Annotated in this window: 22 protein-coding genes; 4 read left to right on the top strand and 18 right to left on the bottom strand. The window is 36.6% G+C overall.

The features are described 5' to 3' along the window. Positions 1 to 179 precede the first annotated feature (179 nt). The gene (locus tag BGO84_RS08750; protein WP_291028824.1) at positions 180 to 1,283 is read left to right on the top strand and encodes a transglutaminase-like domain-containing protein; all 1,104 of its coding nucleotides are present in this window, start codon (positions 180 to 182) and stop codon (positions 1,281 to 1,283) included. 59 nt (positions 1,284 to 1,342) lie between these two features. Here the strand turns inward: BGO84_RS08750 and BGO84_RS08745 are convergent, their stop codons facing one another. The 12 genes from BGO84_RS08745 to BGO84_RS08690 all read right to left on the bottom strand — a co-directional run bounded on the left by BGO84_RS08745 (position 1,343) and on the right by BGO84_RS08690 (position 9,844). Continuing rightward, complete coding sequence (locus tag BGO84_RS08745; RefSeq protein ID WP_135104935.1) at positions 1,343 to 2,068, bottom strand: YebC/PmpR family DNA-binding transcriptional regulator; 726 nt, start codon at positions 2,066 to 2,068, stop codon at positions 1,343 to 1,345. 163 nt (positions 2,069 to 2,231) lie between these two features. Continuing rightward, a complete protein-coding gene (locus BGO84_RS08740; protein ID WP_135104934.1) occupies positions 2,232 to 2,867 on the bottom strand; it encodes a trimeric intracellular cation channel family protein in 636 nt (211 codons plus the stop codon). 81 nt (positions 2,868 to 2,948) lie between these two features. After that, positions 2,949 to 4,025: a tRNA 2-thiouridine(34) synthase MnmA gene (gene mnmA / locus BGO84_RS08735; RefSeq protein ID WP_291028823.1), complete on the bottom strand. Its 1,077-nt coding sequence runs from the start codon at positions 4,023 to 4,025 to the stop codon at positions 2,949 to 2,951. A 110-nt stretch (positions 4,026 to 4,135) separates the two neighbouring features. Next, entirely contained in the window at positions 4,136 to 4,618 is a 483-nt protein-coding gene (locus tag BGO84_RS08730) for a hypothetical protein (protein ID WP_291028822.1), read from the bottom strand. Between the two features lie 45 nt (positions 4,619 to 4,663). After that, positions 4,664 to 5,173: a hypothetical protein gene (locus BGO84_RS08725; RefSeq protein WP_291028821.1), complete on the bottom strand. Its 510-nt coding sequence runs from the start codon at positions 5,171 to 5,173 to the stop codon at positions 4,664 to 4,666. A gap of 45 nt (positions 5,174 to 5,218) precedes the next feature. Beyond that, a complete protein-coding gene (locus BGO84_RS08720) occupies positions 5,219 to 5,518 on the bottom strand; it encodes a hypothetical protein (RefSeq protein ID WP_291028820.1) in 300 nt (99 codons plus the stop codon). Then, positions 5,511 to 6,422, bottom strand: coding sequence for a hypothetical protein (locus BGO84_RS08715; RefSeq protein ID WP_291028819.1), 912 nt, complete (start codon positions 6,420 to 6,422; stop codon positions 5,511 to 5,513). The genes BGO84_RS08720 and BGO84_RS08715 overlap by 8 nt, the downstream gene beginning before the upstream one ends. 9 nt (positions 6,423 to 6,431) lie before the next feature. Next, positions 6,432 to 7,364, bottom strand: coding sequence for a DMT family transporter (locus BGO84_RS08710; RefSeq protein ID WP_291028818.1), 933 nt, complete (start codon positions 7,362 to 7,364; stop codon positions 6,432 to 6,434). 41 nt (positions 7,365 to 7,405) lie between these two features. Beyond that, positions 7,406 to 8,035 carry a DUF2238 domain-containing protein gene (locus BGO84_RS08705; protein WP_291028817.1) on the bottom strand — a complete coding sequence of 210 codons (630 nt, stop codon included), beginning with the start codon at positions 8,033 to 8,035 and terminating at the stop codon, positions 7,406 to 7,408. Positions 8,036 to 8,053: 18 nt separating this feature from the next. Continuing rightward, positions 8,054 to 8,599 (bottom strand): nitroreductase family protein, encoded by a 546-nt coding sequence (locus BGO84_RS08700; RefSeq protein ID WP_291028816.1) that lies wholly within the window; start codon positions 8,597 to 8,599, stop codon positions 8,054 to 8,056. Positions 8,600 to 8,604: 5 nt separating this feature from the next. Beyond that, positions 8,605 to 9,240 carry a DUF6624 domain-containing protein gene (locus BGO84_RS08695; RefSeq protein WP_283685970.1) on the bottom strand — a complete coding sequence of 212 codons (636 nt, stop codon included), beginning with the start codon at positions 9,238 to 9,240 and terminating at the stop codon, positions 8,605 to 8,607. A 4-nt stretch (positions 9,241 to 9,244) separates the two neighbouring features. Then, the gene (locus BGO84_RS08690; RefSeq protein ID WP_006843167.1) at positions 9,245 to 9,844 is read right to left on the bottom strand and encodes a riboflavin synthase; all 600 of its coding nucleotides are present in this window, start codon (positions 9,842 to 9,844) and stop codon (positions 9,245 to 9,247) included. A gap of 197 nt (positions 9,845 to 10,041) precedes the next feature. On the opposite strand from BGO84_RS08690, the gene BGO84_RS08685 reads away from it, so the two are divergent. The 3 genes from BGO84_RS08685 to BGO84_RS08675 all read left to right on the top strand — a co-directional run bounded on the left by BGO84_RS08685 (position 10,042) and on the right by BGO84_RS08675 (position 14,507). Continuing rightward, a complete protein-coding gene (locus BGO84_RS08685; RefSeq protein WP_291028815.1) occupies positions 10,042 to 11,130 on the top strand; it encodes an aminoglycoside phosphotransferase family protein in 1,089 nt (362 codons plus the stop codon). Between the two features lie 121 nt (positions 11,131 to 11,251). Then, complete coding sequence (locus tag BGO84_RS08680) at positions 11,252 to 12,688, top strand: PDZ domain-containing protein (protein WP_291028814.1); 1,437 nt, start codon at positions 11,252 to 11,254, stop codon at positions 12,686 to 12,688. Positions 12,689 to 12,893: 205 nt separating this feature from the next. Then, complete coding sequence (locus BGO84_RS08675; RefSeq protein WP_291028813.1) at positions 12,894 to 14,507, top strand: ABC-F family ATP-binding cassette domain-containing protein; 1,614 nt, start codon at positions 12,894 to 12,896, stop codon at positions 14,505 to 14,507. Positions 14,508 to 15,170: 663 nt separating this feature from the next. Here BGO84_RS08675 and serB read toward each other — a convergent pair. From serB to BGO84_RS08645, 6 genes are all read right to left on the bottom strand, one after another. Further along, positions 15,171 to 16,391, bottom strand: coding sequence for a phosphoserine phosphatase SerB (serB, locus tag BGO84_RS08670; protein WP_283685967.1), 1,221 nt, complete (start codon positions 16,389 to 16,391; stop codon positions 15,171 to 15,173). A 44-nt stretch (positions 16,392 to 16,435) separates the two neighbouring features. Next, on the bottom strand, positions 16,436 to 17,773 hold the full coding sequence (gene argH / locus BGO84_RS08665; RefSeq protein WP_291028812.1) for an argininosuccinate lyase: 1,338 nt from the start codon (positions 17,771 to 17,773) through the stop codon (positions 16,436 to 16,438). 3 nt (positions 17,774 to 17,776) lie between these two features. Beyond that, positions 17,777 to 18,220 (bottom strand): SRPBCC family protein, encoded by a 444-nt coding sequence (locus BGO84_RS08660; protein WP_135104921.1) that lies wholly within the window; start codon positions 18,218 to 18,220, stop codon positions 17,777 to 17,779. A 13-nt stretch (positions 18,221 to 18,233) separates the two neighbouring features. After that, positions 18,234 to 18,863, bottom strand: a complete 630-nt coding sequence (gene pyrE, locus BGO84_RS08655; protein WP_006843174.1) for an orotate phosphoribosyltransferase — start codon at positions 18,861 to 18,863, stop codon at positions 18,234 to 18,236. Positions 18,864 to 19,616: 753 nt separating this feature from the next. Beyond that, a complete protein-coding gene (locus BGO84_RS08650; protein WP_135104920.1) occupies positions 19,617 to 20,423 on the bottom strand; it encodes a hypothetical protein in 807 nt (268 codons plus the stop codon). Positions 20,424 to 20,452: 29 nt separating this feature from the next. Next, positions 20,453 to 21,886 carry a SusD/RagB family nutrient-binding outer membrane lipoprotein gene (locus BGO84_RS08645; RefSeq protein WP_135104919.1) on the bottom strand — a complete coding sequence of 478 codons (1,434 nt, stop codon included), beginning with the start codon at positions 21,884 to 21,886 and terminating at the stop codon, positions 20,453 to 20,455.

Genomic DNA, 21,886 nt, shown 5'->3' with positions numbered 1-21,886 from the left:
TTATCATAACGAATAAATGAAAAACGGATATATTGAGAGAAAGAGAAATGAAACAGATAGCGACAGTTATAATATATATCCTCCCCTCGGCAAAAAACAATTTAAACAAAAATATCTGATATAATTTGTAACTATTTACATTCCATCTTCGTCATATATGAAACACAATTAATAAAATTATGAAAAGAATTGCATTATTTATTTGTTATATGATCATGGCATCATATTGTTTATATGCCCAATCAAACAGTAGTACAACCATAAAGGCTAATTCTGAAACAGTAAAGATCATTATAAATGGGTCAATATCAAATGAATCAATGCCATTTTCGGATCAGAGAAGCGATACGATCAAAGTTCCGATCAACATTAATCCTCTTGATTTTTCTCTTTATACAGATACAGACAGTGTAAAAGCACGCATTCCGGAAAATAGCAAGTTCACATTTAATATAGAAAAAGCCGGAATGAAGCCTTTGGTTATCATTATTCAAAACGGTATTGAAACAAATGAGATAACTTTTGATACAGTAGAACAAAATAGTGACCTCAAATTCATTTATGAAAGTGGAATGAATAACCCATATTTGGAACGATTGAAAAAAGAGTATCCAATAGATAGCATTGCAGCCAAAGGAAAAACAGACTTGGAGAAAGTACGAAATATATCGTCATGGGTGCATAAGCTTTGGAAACACAATGGATACAATACTCCCGAAAAAAATGACGCATTATATATTCTGGAGGAAGTAAAGAAAGGTCAACAGTTTCGTTGTGTAGAATACGGGATAGTAACAACCGCTTGTCTGAACGCCATAGGGCTGCCATCCCGCACATTAGCACTAAAGAGAAAAGACGTGGAAACAACCCCATCCGGCGCAGGACATGTAGTAATGGAAGTTTTTTTGAACGACTTCGACAAATGGGTAATGGTAGATCCTCAATGGGACGCCATCTTCTGCTTAAACGATATACCATTGAATGCCGTAGAATTACAAAAGGCTATAACAGAAAAAAAAGATATACAGATACTATCTGACGATAAAGAACTCAATCCTGCTCAATATATAGCATGGATATATCCCTATTTATACTACTTTTCGCACAAGTTTGATAATAGAGAAAATATACCTAAAGAGGATAAAATAAAAATAAATGGCAAATCGGATATAATGCTTGTACCAATAGAAGCTAAAAATCCTACTATTTTCCAACGAAAGTTCCCTATAGACTATTGTGTTTATACCCATTCGGTGCTTGACTTTTATAGTAAGCCTTACTAAAATAAAAAAAGCTGTAAAATCTTAATTTTACAGCTTTTTTTATTTTAATATATTTTTTCTTATTCTTCGAAGTCTTCTTTCATATTGTGGAAAACATTCTGAACATCATCATCGTCCTCAAATTTATCCAACAACTTCTGGATTTGCTCCTGTTGCTCTTTTGTTAGTTCTTTCAGATCGTTCGGAATGCGTTCAAATTCGGCACTATGGATTTCATAGCCGTTTTCTTCAAGATATTTTTGGATTTCGGAGTAAGATTTGAATTCACCATAAAGGATAATATCGTCTTCATCGTGTTCTAATTCATCCACACCATAATCGATCAATTCAAGCTCTAGGTCTTCTAACGAAACACCTTCTTTAGGTGCAATTTTAAATACGCATTTATGGTCGAACAAAAACTCAAGACTACCTGATGTACCAAGAGATCCGTTATGCTTATTGAAGTAGCTACGCACATTAGCCACCGTACGGGTAGGGTTGTCTGTCGCAGTTTCTACTACTATAGCAATACCAAAAGGTCCGTATCCTTCATATACCACCTCTTTATAATCAGCCTCATCTTTCGATGTAGCTTTTTTGATGGCACGTTCTACGTTCTCCTTAGGCATATTTTCTTTTTTTGCCTGCTGTACCAATACACGAAGACGAGGATTGGTATCCGGCTCGGGACCGCCTTCTTTCACAGCTATAGTAATTTGTCTCCCCAACTTAGTAAATACGCGGGCCATATTCCCCCAGCGTTTCAGCTTTGTCGCTTTGCGGTATTCAAACGCTCTTCCCATAAATATTTATATAATCGTTATTATCTTGTTTTTTGCTATGCAAAAGTATAAAAATTATCGAACAAACCTCCTAAATTTTACTGAATGAAGATTATTCATCCCAAAACTATATGGATATCATTTCTGAAGTGTATAACCGATGGTATAAAAAATTATCTCCTACCTAATCCTCTCCTTTTAGTATCGGTAATTTGATATGATATCTGGTAGCAAAAAATCGAATCACCACTACAAATACGGCTGTGGAAACTTCTATCACTAACAGTTGGATATCGAAATAATAAAGAACACTAAACAATATTCCACCCAAAATACAAGCGACGGCATATAGTTCCTGAGTAAATACGATCGGGACTTCATTGATAAGAATATCTCGTATTATCCCCCCTACTATACCGGTTATAGTAGCCATAGATACGCATACCCATATCGGATAACCGAGCGCCAAAGCCTTCTCGTATCCTACTACAACAAATAGCCCGAGACCGATACAGTCGAACCAAAATATCGTATTATTGAGATGAACCAGATATTTACGAAAACCAAGAACTATGATAAAAGCAAAAAGCGTACACCATATATAACGGCTCGCCTGCATCCAAAATACGGGAACATCGAGAAGAAGATCACGAAGTGTTCCTCCTCCGGTAGCGGTCACAAAGCCAATGACAATAGCGCCAAACCAGTCGAAACGCTTCGCCGAAGCCAAACGGATACCACTGATGGCAAATGCTATTGTACCCAATACTTCAATTATATCGACAACCTCTATGTTTGTCAAATCAGCAAAAAAGAACATGGTAGAAAGAATTATGTTGTGAATTGTGTCAGGTGGCAGTTTTACTAATAAAACCTACGTTGCCACTATATGAAAAAATATTTAATCTTCATCATTTGCAATCATACCGCTACCAATACACAGTTTAGAGTCGCTGTCGTACACCACACCAAACTGTCCGGAAGCAATACCTTGCACTTTATCATCAGAATATATACGGTATAAGTCCCCTATTTTTTCAATCCTACCTCTGGTAAATTCAGGGGTATGACGTATCTTGAATGTTATATCTTTAGAGCCTTCAAAGTCGCCCCAAATATCTTCGGTGATAAAAGAAAATCCGGCCAGATTTACCACTTTCCCATATTGGGTTTCCGGGTCGTATCCGTTAGATACATACACAATGTTTCGTTTGGTATCTTTCTTGATTACAAACCAAGGTCCGCCACTCAGCCCTAAGCCTTTGCGTTGCCCTATGGTATGATACCAATACCCATCATGCTTACCCAGTATTTTACCTGTTTCCAGTTCTACAATCTTACCTCTGCGCTCACCCAGATATCGGCGAATAAAATCATTATAATTGATCTTACCCAAAAAACAAATACCTTGGCTATCCTTACGTTGAGCCGATGGCAATCCTGCCTGTGCAGCAATAGCCCTGACTTCGCTTTTAAGCAAGTTACCTATCGGAAACATGAGCTTAGAAACCTGAAGGTAATCTATTTGTCCAAGAAAATAGGTCTGATCTTTAACATGATCCTTAGCTGTCGACAGCCACGTCTTGCTATTTATTTCTGTAGTTGTAGCATAGTGACCTGTCGCTATCTTGTCAAATTCGTGTCCCCATTTTTGTTCGAAACATCCAAATTTGATCAGCTTGTTACACATCATGTCGGGGTTGGGTGTAAGACCACGCTTCACCGCATCTATTGTATAGCTCACTACATTCTCCCAATACTCTTCATGTAATGATACCACTTCCATTTTACAACCATATTTTTTAGCAATATATGTTGTAATTTCTATATCTTCTTCTGCAGGACAATCAATATAACCTTGTTCGTCCTCCATACCTATTCGTATATAAAATATCGTAGGATCGTAGCCTTGTTCTTTAAGTTGATGTACAACCACAGAGCTATCTACGCCTCCCGATACCAACGCTGCAATTTTCATTCTTTGAAAGGATAATTAATGCGAGATAAAATAATCTGCAAAATTAGTAAAAATAGTTGTAAGTTTAGAGTTATCTATTATAAGATATTAAGCGATGAGATTCTCATATATCACCTATTAACCAGAGACTTCAAGAGCCCCAAAGTCAGCCCGGCTCCAATGCGAACATAGAATTGACCTCTGCCATTAAACGTATTGTAATCATAACCTACCGAAACATAACACATGTAAGCGTCAAAATACAGGTTAGGCGATAAGACGATACCATTACCACGTCCGAAGCCAAAATTATAACCCGCATCAAACTTAACGGCGGCTGTAAATGGTGAATAGTTGTTGGTAATCACAAAGAATGAAGCAGGCTTTATATTTAAACCTGAAACCGATGACGAAGCAGGAGAAATATAATCTGTACCTCCGCCTATTCCGAATATGAAGGGTGCGGATTTATCATTCAATACAAACTGAGGAATATAGCTATTCACTGAAAGCTGCAATCTATCTTTTTGAGCAAACTGAGCGCCAACCCCTAGATATTGAGCGAACGCCATGATAGGCATCAGCATAAAAAAGGCAAAAAAGACTTTCCTCATTATACTATATTTACAGATACTAAAAATATGATTATTATCCGAATATTACCATATTTCGGTTTTCACAAAGGACTTGATAGAGCCCATACCAAAACAAAATCCGGCACGGACAAAGAACTGCTGTTCATTTCCTGTCACATTAAAGTCATATCCAGCTTTTGCAAAAAAGAATTTATAATCTATATATACATTCGGAGTGATTACAATTCCGTCTTTACCATGCCTGAAGTTAAACAAATAACCTGCATCGCACCCCACTAGAATAGTTACCTTATTTTTATTGAATAACGATTCGCTGATAAAACTAGTAAGCTGTATAGGCTTCAGGTTTAGTCCTGCAACAGGTGAGCTCCCTCCCGTGTAATCGATACCACTTGATATAAAAGAATTGAAAGGATTCTTTTTATGCCATACCGGAAAAGAGGCATTGGCAGCAAACTGGAAGTCATTTCCTTTTCCTTTGGCATCGGCATACTGAACACCTACTCCTAAAAATTGAGCAGAACAGGCCAATGGCAAAAGTATAAATAGCAATATGATTCTTACTTTCTTCATCACATTCAAATAATATTAATCTACAAATTTACTCTTTATTTTCAACTAGAATTCTTTTTCGACCACATTGGTTCTCAACGATTTCACAAAATCCGTCACAATCAGCATTATTATACCTAAATATAAGAGAGATACAGCTTTCCATGGAATAAGATTAAAAAAAGATAATGCCTTCAAAGGATTAACATTATTATCTCCAAGAAATACGCCAAAATAATTAAGCGTTCTTATATAAGAATAAAATGAAACGAAAAGTATCCCTACAGCCAAGTATGCTTTTCTAGGGTAAAGACATATATATGCAACAGCTATTAAATCACCGAGATACATATAACGTTCACGCATTCCAGGTAGGACAAAAGGGCAAATGATGCAACTTAAGAAGATAAGCTTTAACCATGATTCCAGTGTGAATATGTATTTTTTTTTGCATAAGTATAAAACCCATCGATAAAACAAATATTGCAGTAAAAAGCATGCCATATATCTTATCCGCTGGGATGAAATTCTCTATCCACATATAAATATTCGGAAAAAATGAGACTAATGCATTATCAAAATTAGACTGCATCTGGTATACTAATATCAAATCCGTTAATGGACGCCCCATAATCCATGCCGGCAATAAAGAAAAGACATACACAGTGGGAATAATAAAGAAGTAATACCATTTAATTCCTCCTCTTATCATATAGATAAAGAAAAATGGCAAAAGAACACTAGCCTGAGCCTTAAAGGCGAATGCTATCCCAAGAAATATCATTGACATAATATTTTTTCGTTTCAACAGGAAGAATACACTTCCTATTGCAAAAGAAGAATAAATAGAGTCGCACTGAGACCAAAGTGCTCCATTTAGTATAACTGTAGGCAACAAAGTAGCAAGGGTAAACGATATCCATCTGGCCGTATTATTTTTACTTACCAGATAAACCAAAGCTGAAATAAAATAAGCAGCTAAAAAATCGAATAGTAATGAAACTACCTTTATACTATAAAGTGAGTAAACATCAATTTTAGCAAGTAATATAAGTATGTAAATATAACTAGGCGTATAGTTATAAAAAGAATCCTTTAGTGAATAAGCATATCCATTATTCCTGATATATTCGACCCACTCATTCAAAAAGAATTTATAGTCACAGTATATATAGTCAAAAAAGAATAGTCTCACAACTACCCCTAATACTATCAACAATAAACATGTTATTTTTACTTTACCAGTTTTCTTAAATATATCCAAATCCATACTAATATTTTAATTAATATTTTGAGTTGCTTTGTCTATATCCGCTTTCGATTTACTTGCTGTTACCAGATACACGCCCATAAAAATAAGAATACCAGCAATCAGTTTATCTATTGTAAATTTATCCATTCCCACCGATATTGCGATAAAGGAAGCGATGAGAGGTTGTAAATTATTATACATCGCTATCGTGGTCGGTCTTATTCGCCGTTGAGCCAATGGAATCATCATATAAGTAAAGAATGTAGCACCCACGAGAGTAAACCCGACAAGCAGATAGGGTAATATATCCTTTTGACTAAATAACGGAGCCTCTGTTATTTCTTTATAAAAAATTGGAGACAAAACAATAGCTGAGTAAAGAAACATCCACTTCATCAATGTGATAGGTGAATACTTTGTTGACAGCGGACGTGTTATTACCAGATAGAAAGCATACGAAAAAGAAGCACTCGCCACCGACAAGTTTCCGATCATATCCGCTTCTTGTCCGGGATGCCCCAAATGGCTCGTATATACTAAAAATATAGCACCGGCGGCACCGACAACCACACCTCCTACCTTCTTTGCCGTTACGGGTTCTTTTAGTACAATGGCTGCTATAATCATCGCAAACAAGGGTCCTGCCGTAGTTATTATAGACGCATCGATAGTAGACGTACGGCTGAGACCATAAGCAAAAAGCCCCTGATTGAGTACCATACCAAAAAGTCCACCGACAAATAGAATCAGCATATCTTTTTTCTCTATCTTTTCTTTTTGAGTGAATAAAGAAGTAAACCAAAAAGCAAGTGCTCCAAATAACATACGCATAAGCGTCATGCCAAACGAAGATAGGTATCCATGAGAATATACATATTTGTTGACAGGGATATTGATTGCAAATACGCAAATCACAATGAACATTATAATGTTCCCCTCTTGTTTTGGTGTCAATCTCATTATTTTAATTGCAAGTTAGATGTATATCTAAAAAATATTGATTAATTATTTTTTTCTGAATAATCAGGACGAGCCATTTTATTTATTTGCCTATCCTGTAATCTTGAAAAGAATATCAGCATACAAATAGCCCCGATCATAGCACAAAACATATCCGACTGGGTATCCCATACATACCCTTGTGTACCCAGAAAATCTTCTGCTCCGTCTCCCGACAAAACCGCAGTCCACCACTCTATCAGTTCGTAAAAGGCACTAATTGCTAGACAAATGCAAGTAACAAAGAATGGAATCCAGCCTTTCTTCCGAACCACATCCAAACGTATGAGCAGCTCACGAGCAACCATAGCAGGAATAAAGCCTTGTGCAAAATGCCCGACCTTATCGTAATTGTTCCTGTCCTGATCAAAAACCTCTTTTACCCAATCGAATAGCGGTACACGGGCATAAGAATAATGAGCTCCCACAAACAAAATGATAAGATGGATGAGAATAAAAATATAGGTCATATCCGTAAAGCGAAATCGCTTGAAAGTATTCATCAATACAATGACTGCCGCAAGGCATATCCCGGCTTCCAAAAACCATAATCCGGCCTCATAGGGCTGATACCCCGACCAAACTGCTACCAGGGTAAAGATGATAAGAAAAAACCAATATTTCTTCTCCATAGGAAATGTGAAATAACTCTATTTGTATGTGTTATATGAAATCACCTCTTCAGTAGTCTTCCGTTTTTTGTCTCGTAAAGGTTGAGCCGGATAACCGATAATAATGTCAAGTACCACTCTCTTATTGTCTGGGATATTGAGTAATTTCTTCATTTTCGATTCGGCAAACCAACCCAATATACAACTTCCCAATCCTTCAGCTTCTGCTGCAAGGCAAATATGTGCGGTAGCTATACCGATATCCAGAAATGCAAAATGCTTGTCTTTTACAATACCACCAATTCCCGAACTCAAATTTACTTTTTCTTCAACTACTACGATATGAACAGGAGCTTGCTTCGTAAAATGATTCATCCCCAACAGACGAGCTGAAGCAGCATCGGCCACCTTATTCTTCAATTCGGGTTCGTCGACTACAATAAAATGCCACGGCTGCGCATTGCATGCCGAAGGAGCTAAACGTCCGGCATCAAGTATGCGGGCTATAATTTCTCTATCTACTGCACGTGTAGTATCAAAAGCTCGTGTACTTTGGCGATGCTTCACCAGTTCGTAGAAATCCATAAACCTTAGTCTCCTATTATTTTTATATGCATACGTTCCACTGTCATTTTCTTATCCCAAGTAATAGCATTACTACCAAAAGATTTCAAATATTCATCCATAGATGACAAATTCATTTTCTTCCTTCTATCATCTACATTTTCCACGTCTTCAATAGGCCATACATAACCGTTGATGATTTGTGAACCATAAATCTGAGCTTTATTAGCATACACCAATATACGATCTTTAAATATAGCGTAGAGGTCAGGAACAATGCTTCCTTTTATATATCCTTCTTCAACTATATATGCATATTTATTCATATAGGCACTATCGGAATGCTGTATAACCAGAAATATTGCCATATTACCCTGAAAAGACAAGTCAGAAGGCCATCCAATCGAATCGAGTAAATGGGATACAAATAGTTGATTCTCTTTATCAACCTTTTTCATTATAGTTAGTACACTATCTTTTCGTTCCTTTAAATAATCACTTCCAGCATACTGAGTATCAATATTTATTAAACTTTTGCGTATACCCTGATCTGCATTATACATTTCAGATAACTTCTTCTCTAGCAAAATCTTTGACCCTTCTTGAGACAATATTGAAACAGAGAAAAATAAAAAGAATGAAAGAGTAATGTACTTTTTCATAAGGTCAAAGTTGAGTGATGCGGCTGATGTATTTACCTATAATATCAAATTCGAGATTAACCACACTACCTACTTTAAATTGATGGAAGTTCGTATGCTCGTATGTATATGGAATAATAGCAACCTCAAATGTATTATTTGTAGGATCAACCACGGTAAGACTGACACCGTTAACAGTAACAGAACCTTTATCAACAGTAAGATATCCTTTTTTTGCCATTTCCCGGTCAAATTCATATTCGAACTTAAAGTACCAGCTACCGTCTGCTTCACGTATTTCAACACATTTTGCTGTCTGGTCTACATGTCCCTGTACAATATGACCATCGAGGCGTCCGTTCATCAGCATACTGCGTTCTAGATTTACTTTATCTCCGACTTTCAGCAAGCCAAGATTTGAGCGCTCCAATGTTTCCTTTATAGCTGTCACTGTATATGTATCTCCCTCCAGATTTACCACTGTAAGACAAACACCGTTATGCGCCACACTCTGGTCTATCTTCAATTCGTGAGTGAATGAACATTTCATTGTAAGGTGCAGGTTTTCGGCTTCTTTACGTAACGATACTACTGTTGCTGCTTCTTCTACTATTCCTGAAAACATGATTTATTTCCTTTAATTTATTATATAATTTTTTCGCGGTATAAAGTTACGTATTTATTTAGAGTCTATTTATAGATTTTTACTTTTTGTAGTCCTTCTACATTCTTCTCTAAACAATGCAAGCTTAGAATTAGGAAGATTTCGTTATTTTTGTATCACAGATAAATCGCGCAACCTTATTTATATCATTTACCATTATGAAAGAAACACTAATAAATTTGGGCTACAAATTTGCTTTTGACGGAACAGTAAAAGAAATTCGCCCTATGGGAGAGGGACTTATCAACGATACTTTCTTTGTAGAAACAGAAGGAAACAGCCCCAATTATATTCTTCAACGCAAGAATAAAAACATTTTCAAAGACATTCCATCCATGATGGAAAATATCCATAAGGTAACCACACACCTAAAGCATAAGATAAAAGAACAAGGTGGAGATCCGCTTCGTGAAGCACTTACCGTTACTCCCACAACCGAAGGGAAGTTATATTACAAAGACGAAGAAAATGAATATTGGGCAGCCTGCTTATTTATAGAAGATACGATAACATATCAATTTGCCGATTCGCCTGAGCTGGCAGCACAGGGAGGGAAAGGCATCGGAAAATTTCAGGCTATGCTGGCTGATATGAAAGAACCTCTGGCAGATATACTACCCGGATTTCATAATATGCGCATACGTTTCAACCAGTGGGATGATGTGTTGGCTAAAGATCCCGTAGGCAGAAAATCGCAGGTACAGCAGGAAATAGATTGGATAGAGAACCGTAGAAAAGAGATGTTGGACTTCTGGACAAAAGCAGAGACAGGGGAACTACCGATGCGTGTGACTCACAACGACACTAAAATAAGCAATATCTTGTTTGACAAACAAGAAAATGTACTCTGTGCAATCGATCTCGATACGGTGCTTAACAGCATCTGCCTCAATGATTATGGTGACGCCATTCGTTCTTATGCAAATGCAGGTAAAGAAGACGATGAAAATCTCGACAATGTGTATCTCAAAATGGATATTTTTGAAGGTTACACCAAAGGCTACCTCTCCGAGACAAAAGTATTTCTTACTCCAGCCGAAATAGAGAACCTTGCATTTTCAGCGAAATATATCACATTCGAACAAGTGCTTCGCTTCCTGATGGATTACATAGACGGAGACAATTATTATAAGGTTAAATATGACACGCATAATTTAGTACGTACCCGTGCACAATACAAATTATTAGAATCGATAGACAAAAATTACAATCAAATGCTTGCCATTATAGATAAATTGGCAAAATAACAAAAAACAAGTTTACCTTGTATAGAGAAAATTTTAGAATTATCTTTTTTCGGCAAGAGATAACATGCATTTAATCTATTAGTTCTATCTTTGTGCTCTAATTTTTCAATCTGGTCCCAAAATGAACAAAGTACTTTATATTATTCTTCTTTTATTAATAACTCCCTTTTACGCAAAAGCCCAAGACTATGAAAAAAACTGCTATTACGGCATAACATTCGAAGTTAGCAGAAACCAAAACTGGGGTTATGGAGAATTGGTTATTACGGGAGTAGAGCCCAACTCTCCTGCCGAAAAATCAGGAATAAAAATCGATGATATAATAATGGAGATCAATGGGCAGGCCACATATCTGAGAGACAATCAGACCATCGCAAACTGGCTGTTTGACAACAAATATGATCCCGAAGTAAAATTTACAATTCGCAATATGAATACTTACTTTAAGGAGTACCCGCTTATGCGTAAATGTATTGCGACCAATTCAGTAAGCGAAAAACAATTATCTGAAGTATACTCTTTTTATAGCCTTGAAAACACCAATCATCAGATATTTACGCTACCGCTACATGTACAGACAAACTCTGATGTAGATTTCACAGATTATCACACGTACGACTTTTATGATGCAGGAAAGAATGTACCGGCTATAGACAAGCAAATTACAACCTTATTAGAAAAAGAATTACAGTTGAAAGGTCTGGTTAGAGATACTTCAGATCCGGATATAGTAGTACAGGCATATTACAGCTACTCGCCCAACAACAGATACACCGGGTTGAACAACCCGAATTATAACCCCATGTCGTTGAGATACGACTGCGACAAAAAACAACTGGTACTTCTACCTATATTTGATTCCAATGATCCTAAAGTAGGCTCTTCGGCTCAATACGTAGTGGAATATGGATTCAGCTTCTATGATCGTAAATACATAGATAATTCGAAGCTAACTCAAATATGGGATTGTAATATCAAAGATTATCTTTCTGCTCAGTATTCGCTCGAAGACTACGTGAAGCTTCATACACCTTTGATGCTCAAACAGTTTCCGTATACTCAAAACAAGAGAGAAGCTAATTATATTGTAGAAACAAACAAATATAATTATACAGGGATTTATTATGATGCAGATGATCTGGGACATATCAAAGATGTAGATTTTAATTCCCCTGCTTATATTGCCGGTATACGTCCGGGCTACATTATAGAAAAGGTAAACAACAGAAAGTTTGAACGCAACAAAGATGTCCTATCTGCCGGATATCGTTATTTCATAGATGATACAATGGTATTCAGAGATCAAACTACTCGCTTTACCAACTCGGAAGGCTTTTCCGACTGTATGTTCTGGAGCGCAGGATACTATAACGACATTGTGAAAGAATTTACAAAACCTGATTATTTTACGCAATTTTCTTATCTGTATGGCTTCGAAAAATATATCAATAACAAATCGGATAATAAAATCACAATCGAAGCTTGGGATGGAATACAAAGACGTATTTTTCAAATCGTTCCTGAAATAAGACATTCTGTAACAATCAGAACTTTGTAAGAATATAATAAATAAGAAACAAGCAGTAGAAGCTATTTCTTTGTAAACGAATAGTGAGACTGTCTTTAGTCTAAATTATAATATAATTTTATTCCTAAAGGTTGGTATGCTTTGATTATCAGCCAATAATTTGTACCTTTGTGCCCGCATTTGGGTAATGAGATATTATCCTGTATCGTATATAATCTGTAATTGAATAATAATAATGATAACAGTTTCTAATCTAGGGATTCAGTTTGGAAAAAGAGTACTTTTCCAAGACGTGAATCTTAAATTTACAAGTGGCAATTGCTATGGTATAATCGGCGCTAATGGCGCAGGGAAATCTACACTTCTCAAAATACTTAGTGGCGAAAAAGATGCTACAACCGGAACATTTTCTTTAGGACCAGGTGAGCGTCTCTCTGTATTGTCTCAAGATCACTTTGCGTTTGATGATCAAACGGTAATGAACACGGTTCTGCAAGGGCACAGTACGCTATGGAATATTATGCAAGAAAAAGATACTCTGTATGCTAAAGAAGATTTTTCGGATGCAGATGGTATCAGAGCATCGGAGCTTGAAGAACGATTTGCCGAACTTGAGGGATGGAATGCAGAGAATGACGCAGCCATGCTACTTAGCGGACTTGGCGTAACCGAGGATTTGCACTATCAGATGATGGGCGATATGAGCGGTAAGCAAAAAGTACGTATTTTGTTAGCACGTGCCTTGTTTGGCAACCCTGACAACTTGCTTCTCGATGAGCCTACCAACGACCTTGATATTGAAACTGTAATGTGGTTGGAAAACTATCTGGCAAATGCAGAGAATACAATATTGATTGTATCGCACGACCGTCACTTCTTAGACTCTGTGTGTACACATACTGTAGATATAGACTTTGGTAAAGTAACTATGTTTGCGGGTAACTATAGCTTCTGGTACGAATCGAGCCAATTAGCTTTGCGTCAGCAACAGCAACAGAATAAAAAAGCTGAAGAAAAGAAAAAAGAACTGGAAGAATTTATTCGTCGATTCAGTGCCAATGTTGCAAAATCGAAACAAACCACCAGCCGTAAGAAGATGCTCGAGAAGCTTAATATTGAAGAAATTAAGCCATCGTCTCGCAAGTATCCGGGAATCATCTTCACACCTGATCGTGAGCCCGGAAATAAGATATTGGAGGTAAACGGGCTGAGCAAATCGATAGAAGGGAAAGTATTATTCAACAATGTCAGCTTCAATATAGAAAAAGACGACAAGGTTATCTTCCTTTCGAAAGATCCGCGTGCAATGACTGCTTTCTTTGAGATAATAAATGAGTACGCTAAGCCTGATGCTGGAACATTCAGCTGGGGACAAACTATTACCAACGCTTATCTACCATTGGATAATAGTGATTATTTTAAAGAAGATCTGAATCTGATCGACTGGCTATCACAATTCTCTGATGATACAAGTGAGATCTATATAAAAGGATTTTTGGGCAGAATGCTGTTTTCGGGTGAAGAAGTACTAAAAAACACAAAAGTACTATCAGGGGGCGAAAAAATGCGCTGTATGATAGCACGTATGATGTTAAAGAGCGCAAACTGCCTTGTTCTCGACTCACCTACCAACCATTTGGATTTGGAATCGATACAGGCTTTCAACAATACACTCATTCAGTTTAAAGGGAATGTATTGATGGCGTCGCACGACCACGAATTTATACAAACTGTCTGTAATCGTGTAATAGAATTGACACCGAACGGAATTATCGACAAAATCATGGATTATGATGATTATATCACTTCGGAGGATATAAAATCATTACGAAACAAGATGTACAAATAATTAACATATATCTAAAAGCGATAATTCAGAACGAATTATCGCTTTTTTACATCAACAATAACCTTAAAAAACAGAAACAAACACGGTAAACCTATCATTTTTCCATTTCATTAACACCTTCGTGTATTTTTAACATAACTACTATCGTTAATATCAAATATTTGCCTATATTTGTATTGGCTACAGATGTGTAGCTAACACACAATAGTAAAATTTTGCCAATAATGTGGCATAAATATATATTTTCCTGTTTATAGAGATAGGAAAATGATAAAATATCAGGAAGGAGTTATTTAGGGTGTTCTGGGCATTTGTAACCCCCAATATCCGAGTAAGTCTCCTTATTTATTACCGACCTTACAGATTTAAATTTCCGCTTGTGAAAGTGGATTTTGGATAGCGCGGTTATTGGGTATAACTCCTTTCAGATATTATTATAATCCCAAAATATCTAAAAGTTATACTTGATACGGAAAGAAAGTTCCTATATATCTTTTCTGTGCAAAAAATCACGTTCCATATATTTTCAGACTTCTACTAATTGGATATTATATATTTATCAAATAAAGACAAAACATCACTAACATCCGTGTTAATACTAAAAAAACAGGCCATCCCTTACAAGACAGCCTATTAAAATTAAAATTTATATTTTGTATTTGTTTACTTCTCTCCTTCGAGCATAGAATCTCTATAACCCAAGAAATATAAAATACCATCCAGACCGACATTGGATAAGGATTGTTTCGCATTTGCTTTCACTTTTGGTTTAGCATGAAAAGCAATACCTAGTCCTGCAATATTCAGCATAGGGAGGTCATTGGCTCCATCTCCTACTGCTACAGTCTGACGAATATCAACCTTTTCTACCTGTGCCAACAAACGAAGCAACTCGGCTTTACGCTTACCATCCACTATATCGCCTACATAATTGCCAGTCAATTTACCGTCTTCAATCTCCAATTCATTTGCATAAACATAGTCGAAACCATACTTGTCTTTCAGGTAATTTCCAAAATAAGTAAATCCGCCGGATAATATAGCCAGCTTACATCCGCTCTTCTTCAATATGCGGATAAGGCGTGTCATTCCTTCTGTTACAGGAAGATTCTCTGCAATATCCTGCATAACAGACTCATCCAAACCTTTCAACAAGCTTACACGTTTCTTAAAGCTTTCACTAAAATCTATTTCTCCTCGCATAGCAGCTTCGGTAATAGCTTTTACTTCATCTCCCACTCCTGCACGTTCGGCAAGCTCATCTATAACTTCGGTCTGAATCAATGTAGAGTCCATATCGAAACAAACAAGACGACGCATACGGCGATACATATTTTCTACCTGAAAAGCGATATCAATCCCCATATCATCGGCAAGTTTCATAAAATCATGCTTCAGGGCATCTACATCATCTACAGTTCCTCTGATTGACAATTCAATACATGAACGGCTTGGACGTTCCGAAGCAGCCAATGGCACACGACCTGTCAGACGTATTATCTTTTCGATATTTAATTTATGTTTCTGACTTACTTGTGCTACAGCCGAAATATGAGAAGGGTCTAAAACACGTCCCAGAACTGTAACTATATATCTATTCTTTGTTCCCTGAAGATTCACCCAGCGGGTATAATTGTCCTTACTGATGGGTGAGAATCGGATAACAACGCCCAATTCTGTAGCTTTAAAAAGCAAATCTTTTATAACGTCTCCGGCATTCGTTGCTTCAAACATAATTGCCAAAGAAAGAGAATGATGTATATTAGCCTGCCCTATATCAAGTATATTGGCATTGTGATCTGCTAAAACCGCAGTTAAGGCTGCAGTAACCCCGGGCTTATCTTCTCCTGACAAGCTCGCCAGGATTATTTCAGATTCTTTCATATATAAATATTAAGCTATGCATTAAAACTTATTTGGTAAAGAATTCAATTCTCTCCAAGTAATTTTGTCTCAGCAGATATCACTTTCTCAAATTCGAATTGATCCACAATCTGCTGCTTGAGTATATCAATACGATCATTGCACAGGTTACCAATACTACCTTCATGCGTATGATGTACTTCTTTATTGTGACTAAAATTCCCTTTTTCTATTTCCAGTCCAACTTGCTTATAAGCATCACGGAAAGGAACACCCTCCAGAACCAGTCTGTTAACTTCTTCGACACTGAATATCAAAAGATATTTAGGATCATCCAGTATATGTTCGTTTATCTTCACTTCACCCATCATTTGCGCAACCATCTGTAAACAATCATTCATTTCTTCAAATGAAGGAATAAATAACTCTTTAATTATTTGCAAATCTCTGAAATATCCGGATGGAAGATTATTGGTAATCAACGTTATATTGTTCGGCAGGCCTTGCAACTTATTGCATTTTGCGCGTGTAAGCTCAAATACATCAGGATTCTTCTTGTGAGGCATTATGCTCGATCCTGTAGTATATTCGTCAGGCAATTTAATAAATCCAAAATTCTGACTGTTGTATAAGCATGCATCATACGACAATTTAGATAATGTTGCAGCAATGTTAGCTATGGCAAAAGCAACTACACGCTCCATCTTACCACGTCCCATCTGTGCATAAACAACGTTATAATTCATGGAGTCAAAACCTAACAAATCGGTTGTCATCTGACGATTGAGGGGAAATGAAGATCCATATCCTGCCGCCGATCCGAGTGGATTCCGATTGCATATCCGATATGCAGCCAAGAGTAACTGAAGGTCATCTACAAGACTTTCAGCATAAGAACCAAACCATAGTCCAAAAGATGAAGGCATAGCTATCTGCAAGTGCGTATAGCCGGGCATGAGGATGTTTTTGTATTTCTCACTTTGCAGCAAAAGGACATCGATCAGTTTCGTAACCGAATTTACGAGAGAATGAATCTGATCACGGGCAAAAAGTTTCAGATCAATCAGTACCTGATCGTTACGGGAACGACCACTATGGATCTTTTTACCGATATCTCCCTGCTTACGGGTAAGCATAAGTTCTACCTGAGAATGCACATCTTCGATGCCATCCTCTATTACGAATTCGCCCGAAACAGCCTGTTTATATATTCCTTTCAACTCTTTGATTAAAACAGCCAGTTCTTCTTTTGTCAATAACCCAACAGACTCTAACATGGTGATGTGAGCCATAGAGCCTAAAACATCATAAGGAGCAAGATATACATCCAACTCCCTGTCTCGTCCAACGGTATAAGACTCTACATCTTTATTTACTTGAACGCTTTTTTCCCAAAGTTTCATTGGCTATTCCTCTATTCTTCCTTTATTCAAAATATCAGCATAAGGTAAAGCAGAAAGGCTTTCGGCTACCTTATCTAATCCTGCCTGCAATGGTTTAGAAACCATCGGCTTCAAGAAAGGATTCAAATCAGCTTTAATCGTGAGCTTCATCTTAGTTTCGTCATCAGCTGAGGATTTTAGTTGTATCCACATTGTGACATCAAAAGGTAATTGCTCTGCCTGAAATTTTATTGTTTTATTGGGGTCACGTTCAACCACAACAAAACGTATTTTTCCGACCGGATCAACAGTAACGGTACACGAATCCTGATCAAAGGACAAATCTTTGACCATATTCTGTGGTATCTTATCTTTAGCCAGTTCCAGATTGTTCAAATCGGAAAGCACTGTATATATATCCGCATCAGAATGCGGAATAGTTTTTACTTCACTTACAAATTCAGCCATTATATATTATGGATTATTTCCAATCTGCCGGAGACTTTCTCCATTCCTGTAATGTATCCAGATCAGACTCGGCGATATATTCTATGCGTAAAGCCTCTTTTAGGACAGCATCGTAATCGGTAAGAGTAATTAGCTTCACATCAGCTTTTTTGAAATTTTCTGTTGCAACAGGAAAACCATATGTAAAATTAGCAACCATTCCAATTACCTCAGAGCTATCGCGACGAATCGCCTCTACTGCTTTAAGACTACTCGATCCTGTAGATATAAGATCCTCTACTACTACAACTTTACTCCCCGGTTTCAACTCACCCTCTATAAGATTTTCCAATCCGTGATCTTTAGGTGTAGCCCGTATGTAAACAAACGGCAAACCTAATGCATCAGCAACTAAAACTCCGGGTGCAATAGCTCCTGTAGCAACTCCTGCTATGGCATCAGCCTCCTGAAAATTTTCGAGAATAAGACGAGATAATTCGGTTTTAATAAAAGTACGTATGCGAGGATACGATATCAACTTACGATTATCACAATAAATAGGTGATTTCCATCCTGACGCCCATGTAAAAGGGTTTGAAGGTTGCAGTTTAATAGCCCTAATACTAAGTAATTTTTCAGCGGTCAGTTTCTCTAAAGTGTCCATTTTTGTTTGATATAAATAACAACAATCAATATTATTCGGTTACAAATATACAATTAATAGAAATAACAAAAGAAATTATACCATAAAGAAAATATGAAATAAAAATAAAGAACGTTTTATAACGCAAAAAGGAGCTACTTAATGAAAGTAACTCCTTTTGTATAGAAAGTCGTATTGGTGGATATACCGAAACTCCGTAAAACAGGATTTGAGTGCTTCGATCCCTTTGTAATCCACCGCGCTAAGCAACCCGAAGGTGTGGCCCGCCATTAGAATCAAAAGCTTGTCTCGGTCATTTTTTAATTGATGAGCTTCCCAATCGACCAACACGACTTAAATCTTTATATCAAATATATGAATATTTATCCTTCACTCCAAATAAAACCTCAATATTTTACTTGTTTTTGCTTGGTACTACAGCCACAACCGGAACATCCGCAGCTACCTTTTTGCTCATTCTTAGAAAAAAAGAATCCGTAAATTTTAAACAATACAAGGAAGGCAACAGATAGGCCTATAATACCAACAATAATTTCTTGAAACATATATTTATCCTCCGTTTCTGAAAACAAAGTTACATAAGATAAAAGAAAGATGACGTTAAAGAGAGGTTAAAAGACATAAAAAAGGATGTAAAGACAGAAGAAGACATTCGATTTCTTAACATCAGATTAACGGAATAAAAACAAGCCCTAAAAAAGTACTATACATAATACTTCTTTAGGGCTGCTAATTCAATTTACAAATTGAGAGTTATTTTGCTCCTCTCTTAAATGTAAATACGTTATTTCCAAATGAACCTTGTGCAACAGATATTGCAAATGTAACAGTATAAGCATCATCACAAGCACTATATTTTCCAGAGACTGGTTCATAAGCATAATTGGTATAAGTTAGATCCCATTCGGCTAGGTTATCAGCTAAAACTACCTTTGGTCCAGTTATACTAAAATTACTTGGATTAACATTTAGTGTTATTCTGTTTCCATTTCCTGTAAGCCCTTCAGCCTGAGGATATCCTTCGATGTAAATCTTATATGGGTCATTGGCATCAGCAACCATTGTTACACTACCAGCTACTCCCCAGTCGTCAGACTTAAACTCAAATGAACCTAGTAACATTACCGGATCAAAGTAACAGACAACAGCAATAGGAAATGTCGCTACCGAGCGAGTCACTACTCCTCCTTTAGTTGTAAGAATATACAAATTGAAAGTCTCACCTAATTTATAATCGCTCACAGGCATTTTCAGGGCATTAAGCACTTCTGTTGCTGTAACTTTTACTCCAGTAGATGGAATAGACACCTCTTTTAAGATAGCACTTTTATCTCCATGGGTCACTTCTATTTCAGCTTTATCAATTTTTTCTCCTTCCGGTAAAGATAAATCAAACTGAACGTAACTTTTTTCAAGATTATCAGTAAAATAACCAGGGGAAGGCTCAGATAATACTGGTACAACATATGTACCTCTTTCCTCTACTAAATTATCGTTATGATCTTTGCAACTTGTAACTAATAATAAAACAGTCACTATTGCATAAATATATATTTTCATAATCAATCTAATTAATTTAAATTACGCATTTAACGGGAGCCTCCAGCCCACCATACATTTTCCGTATACACATAACTTCCGTCACCGTAAGCTTCTGCAACATTTTTATTTGTCGTCACATCCTCAGCCCCGTAAGTAAATCTAAGAGGGAAATTTTTTGTATTAGCCAATGGTATAAAATCACCTTCTCCCATTGCTTTTAGACGTCTAATATCATTATAAGTTTCAAGTGATTCGCCTTCAAATAATCCTAGATATTTTTGCATCATAATCTCTTTTAATGCATCTGCCGGATTTTTAAGTTTTGGTTCAATAGAAGCTGTATAATAATCAGTTGCATCTTCAGCGTCAATTCCAACATTTGTAAAGGCTGTAATTACAGCATTCTTTAAATGAATTTTTGCATTTATAAGATCTTCTTTACGCGCGTAAGCTTCTGCTTTTAGGAATTCAAGTTCATGATAACTCATCAAATAAATTGGAGCTGTAGGAGTAGATGTAGAGAGAGCTGACACACCATATGATCCCTGTACCTGATTAGGGTTACCATTCGGAGCAAAAATTAATTCACTTGTACCCGGATAAGGTTTAAAGAACTTTCCATCACGTGGGTCATTTTTTGCAACAAGCTTATCATGTAAGCTTTGACTTGCCCCCATAGCTTTTCTATCTGTTAGAAAGATACTAAATGGATTTTTAATAGTTCCACATTTAAATAATGCCTCTTCTCCTTTTGCCGTAAAAGATTTATTTGCTGCATCAATTACAGCGTCATAATCAGGTTTAACTTTCGACAAACGCATTGCTAGACGTGCCTTTAATCCGTAAGCAAATTTAACCCAATTACTTGCTACACCCTTATAAATAGGATCCTGAGTTCCAATAACCGGAACACTTGATGTTTTTTCAAGGTTAGCTATACCATCAGTTATTAATTTATTTATAACCTCATACAAACTTTGTTGTTTGTCTAGAACTGGAGTCCAAATAACACCTGGCTGTAATGCTTCTGTCCAAGGCACATCACCCATTAGATCTGTTAATGTAGCCAAATTATAGGCACTTAAAACCTGTGCTATCCCTAAAACTGCTGTATCACTTTCTTCAGAGCCTCCAGGCGAACATTTCTCTATAACTTTCTTCAAGTTCAACAAATTAGAATAGACATTATTCCAGCTATTATTATAGGTAGTTGCACTTGTTGGTTCACCAATTCTAATCTCAGCATTATACATTTGGCCATGCACTCCTACATTATATTCGACATATACTGAAGCGTAAAATGAGAAGTCAGAGCCTATTACACTAAAAGATGTATTATTAATTACATCCGTAATTATAAATTTTGAAGCCATATCGGCAGGGTGATTTTTGTCCTCGTTAATATCTTGCATGATACTTTCGGTACAAGAAAACAACCCCAATGACATCAATAATATAAGTAAAAAATTTCTATTTTTCAT

This window comes from Dysgonomonas sp. 37-18 (assembly GCF_001899125.1).
In the GTDB taxonomy this organism is placed as follows: domain Bacteria; phylum Bacteroidota; class Bacteroidia; order Bacteroidales; family Dysgonomonadaceae; genus Dysgonomonas.
This window is presented reverse-complemented; position numbering and strand designations above follow the sequence as displayed.

Coding starts and splice junctions, on each gene's coding strand:
- BGO84_RS08750 (WP_291028824.1), top strand. CDS start 180: ATGAAAAGAATTGCATTATTTATTTGTTATATGATCATGGCATCATAT.
- BGO84_RS08745 (WP_135104935.1), bottom strand. CDS start 2,068: ATGGGAAGAGCGTTTGAATACCGCAAAGCGACAAAGCTGAAACGCTGG.
- BGO84_RS08740 (WP_135104934.1), bottom strand. CDS start 2,867: ATGTTCTTTTTTGCTGATTTGACAAACATAGAGGTTGTCGATATAATT.
- mnmA (WP_291028823.1), bottom strand. CDS start 4,025: ATGAAAATTGCAGCGTTGGTATCGGGAGGCGTAGATAGCTCTGTGGTT.
- BGO84_RS08730 (WP_291028822.1), bottom strand. CDS start 4,618: ATGAGGAAAGTCTTTTTTGCCTTTTTTATGCTGATGCCTATCATGGCG.
- BGO84_RS08725 (WP_291028821.1), bottom strand. CDS start 5,173: ATGAAGAAAGTAAGAATCATATTGCTATTTATACTTTTGCCATTGGCC.
- BGO84_RS08720 (WP_291028820.1), bottom strand. CDS start 5,518: ATGCGTGAACGTTATATGTATCTCGGTGATTTAATAGCTGTTGCATAT.
- BGO84_RS08715 (WP_291028819.1), bottom strand. CDS start 6,422: ATGGATTTGGATATATTTAAGAAAACTGGTAAAGTAAAAATAACATGT.
- BGO84_RS08710 (WP_291028818.1), bottom strand. CDS start 7,364: ATGAGATTGACACCAAAACAAGAGGGGAACATTATAATGTTCATTGTG.
- BGO84_RS08705 (WP_291028817.1), bottom strand. CDS start 8,035: ATGGAGAAGAAATATTGGTTTTTTCTTATCATCTTTACCCTGGTAGCA.
- BGO84_RS08700 (WP_291028816.1), bottom strand. CDS start 8,599: ATGGATTTCTACGAACTGGTGAAGCATCGCCAAAGTACACGAGCTTTT.
- BGO84_RS08695 (WP_283685970.1), bottom strand. CDS start 9,240: ATGAAAAAGTACATTACTCTTTCATTCTTTTTATTTTTCTCTGTTTCA.
- BGO84_RS08690 (WP_006843167.1), bottom strand. CDS start 9,844: ATGTTTTCAGGAATAGTAGAAGAAGCAGCAACAGTAGTATCGTTACGT.
- BGO84_RS08685 (WP_291028815.1), top strand. CDS start 10,042: ATGAAAGAAACACTAATAAATTTGGGCTACAAATTTGCTTTTGACGGA.
- BGO84_RS08680 (WP_291028814.1), top strand. CDS start 11,252: ATGAACAAAGTACTTTATATTATTCTTCTTTTATTAATAACTCCCTTT.
- BGO84_RS08675 (WP_291028813.1), top strand. CDS start 12,894: ATGATAACAGTTTCTAATCTAGGGATTCAGTTTGGAAAAAGAGTACTT.
- serB (WP_283685967.1), bottom strand. CDS start 16,391: ATGAAAGAATCTGAAATAATCCTGGCGAGCTTGTCAGGAGAAGATAAG.
- argH (WP_291028812.1), bottom strand. CDS start 17,773: ATGAAACTTTGGGAAAAAAGCGTTCAAGTAAATAAAGATGTAGAGTCT.
- BGO84_RS08660 (WP_135104921.1), bottom strand. CDS start 18,220: ATGGCTGAATTTGTAAGTGAAGTAAAAACTATTCCGCATTCTGATGCG.
- pyrE (WP_006843174.1), bottom strand. CDS start 18,863: ATGGACACTTTAGAGAAACTGACCGCTGAAAAATTACTTAGTATTAGG.
- BGO84_RS08650 (WP_135104920.1), bottom strand. CDS start 20,423: ATGAAAATATATATTTATGCAATAGTGACTGTTTTATTATTAGTTACA.
- BGO84_RS08645 (WP_135104919.1), bottom strand. CDS start 21,886: ATGAAAAATAGAAATTTTTTACTTATATTATTGATGTCATTGGGGTTG.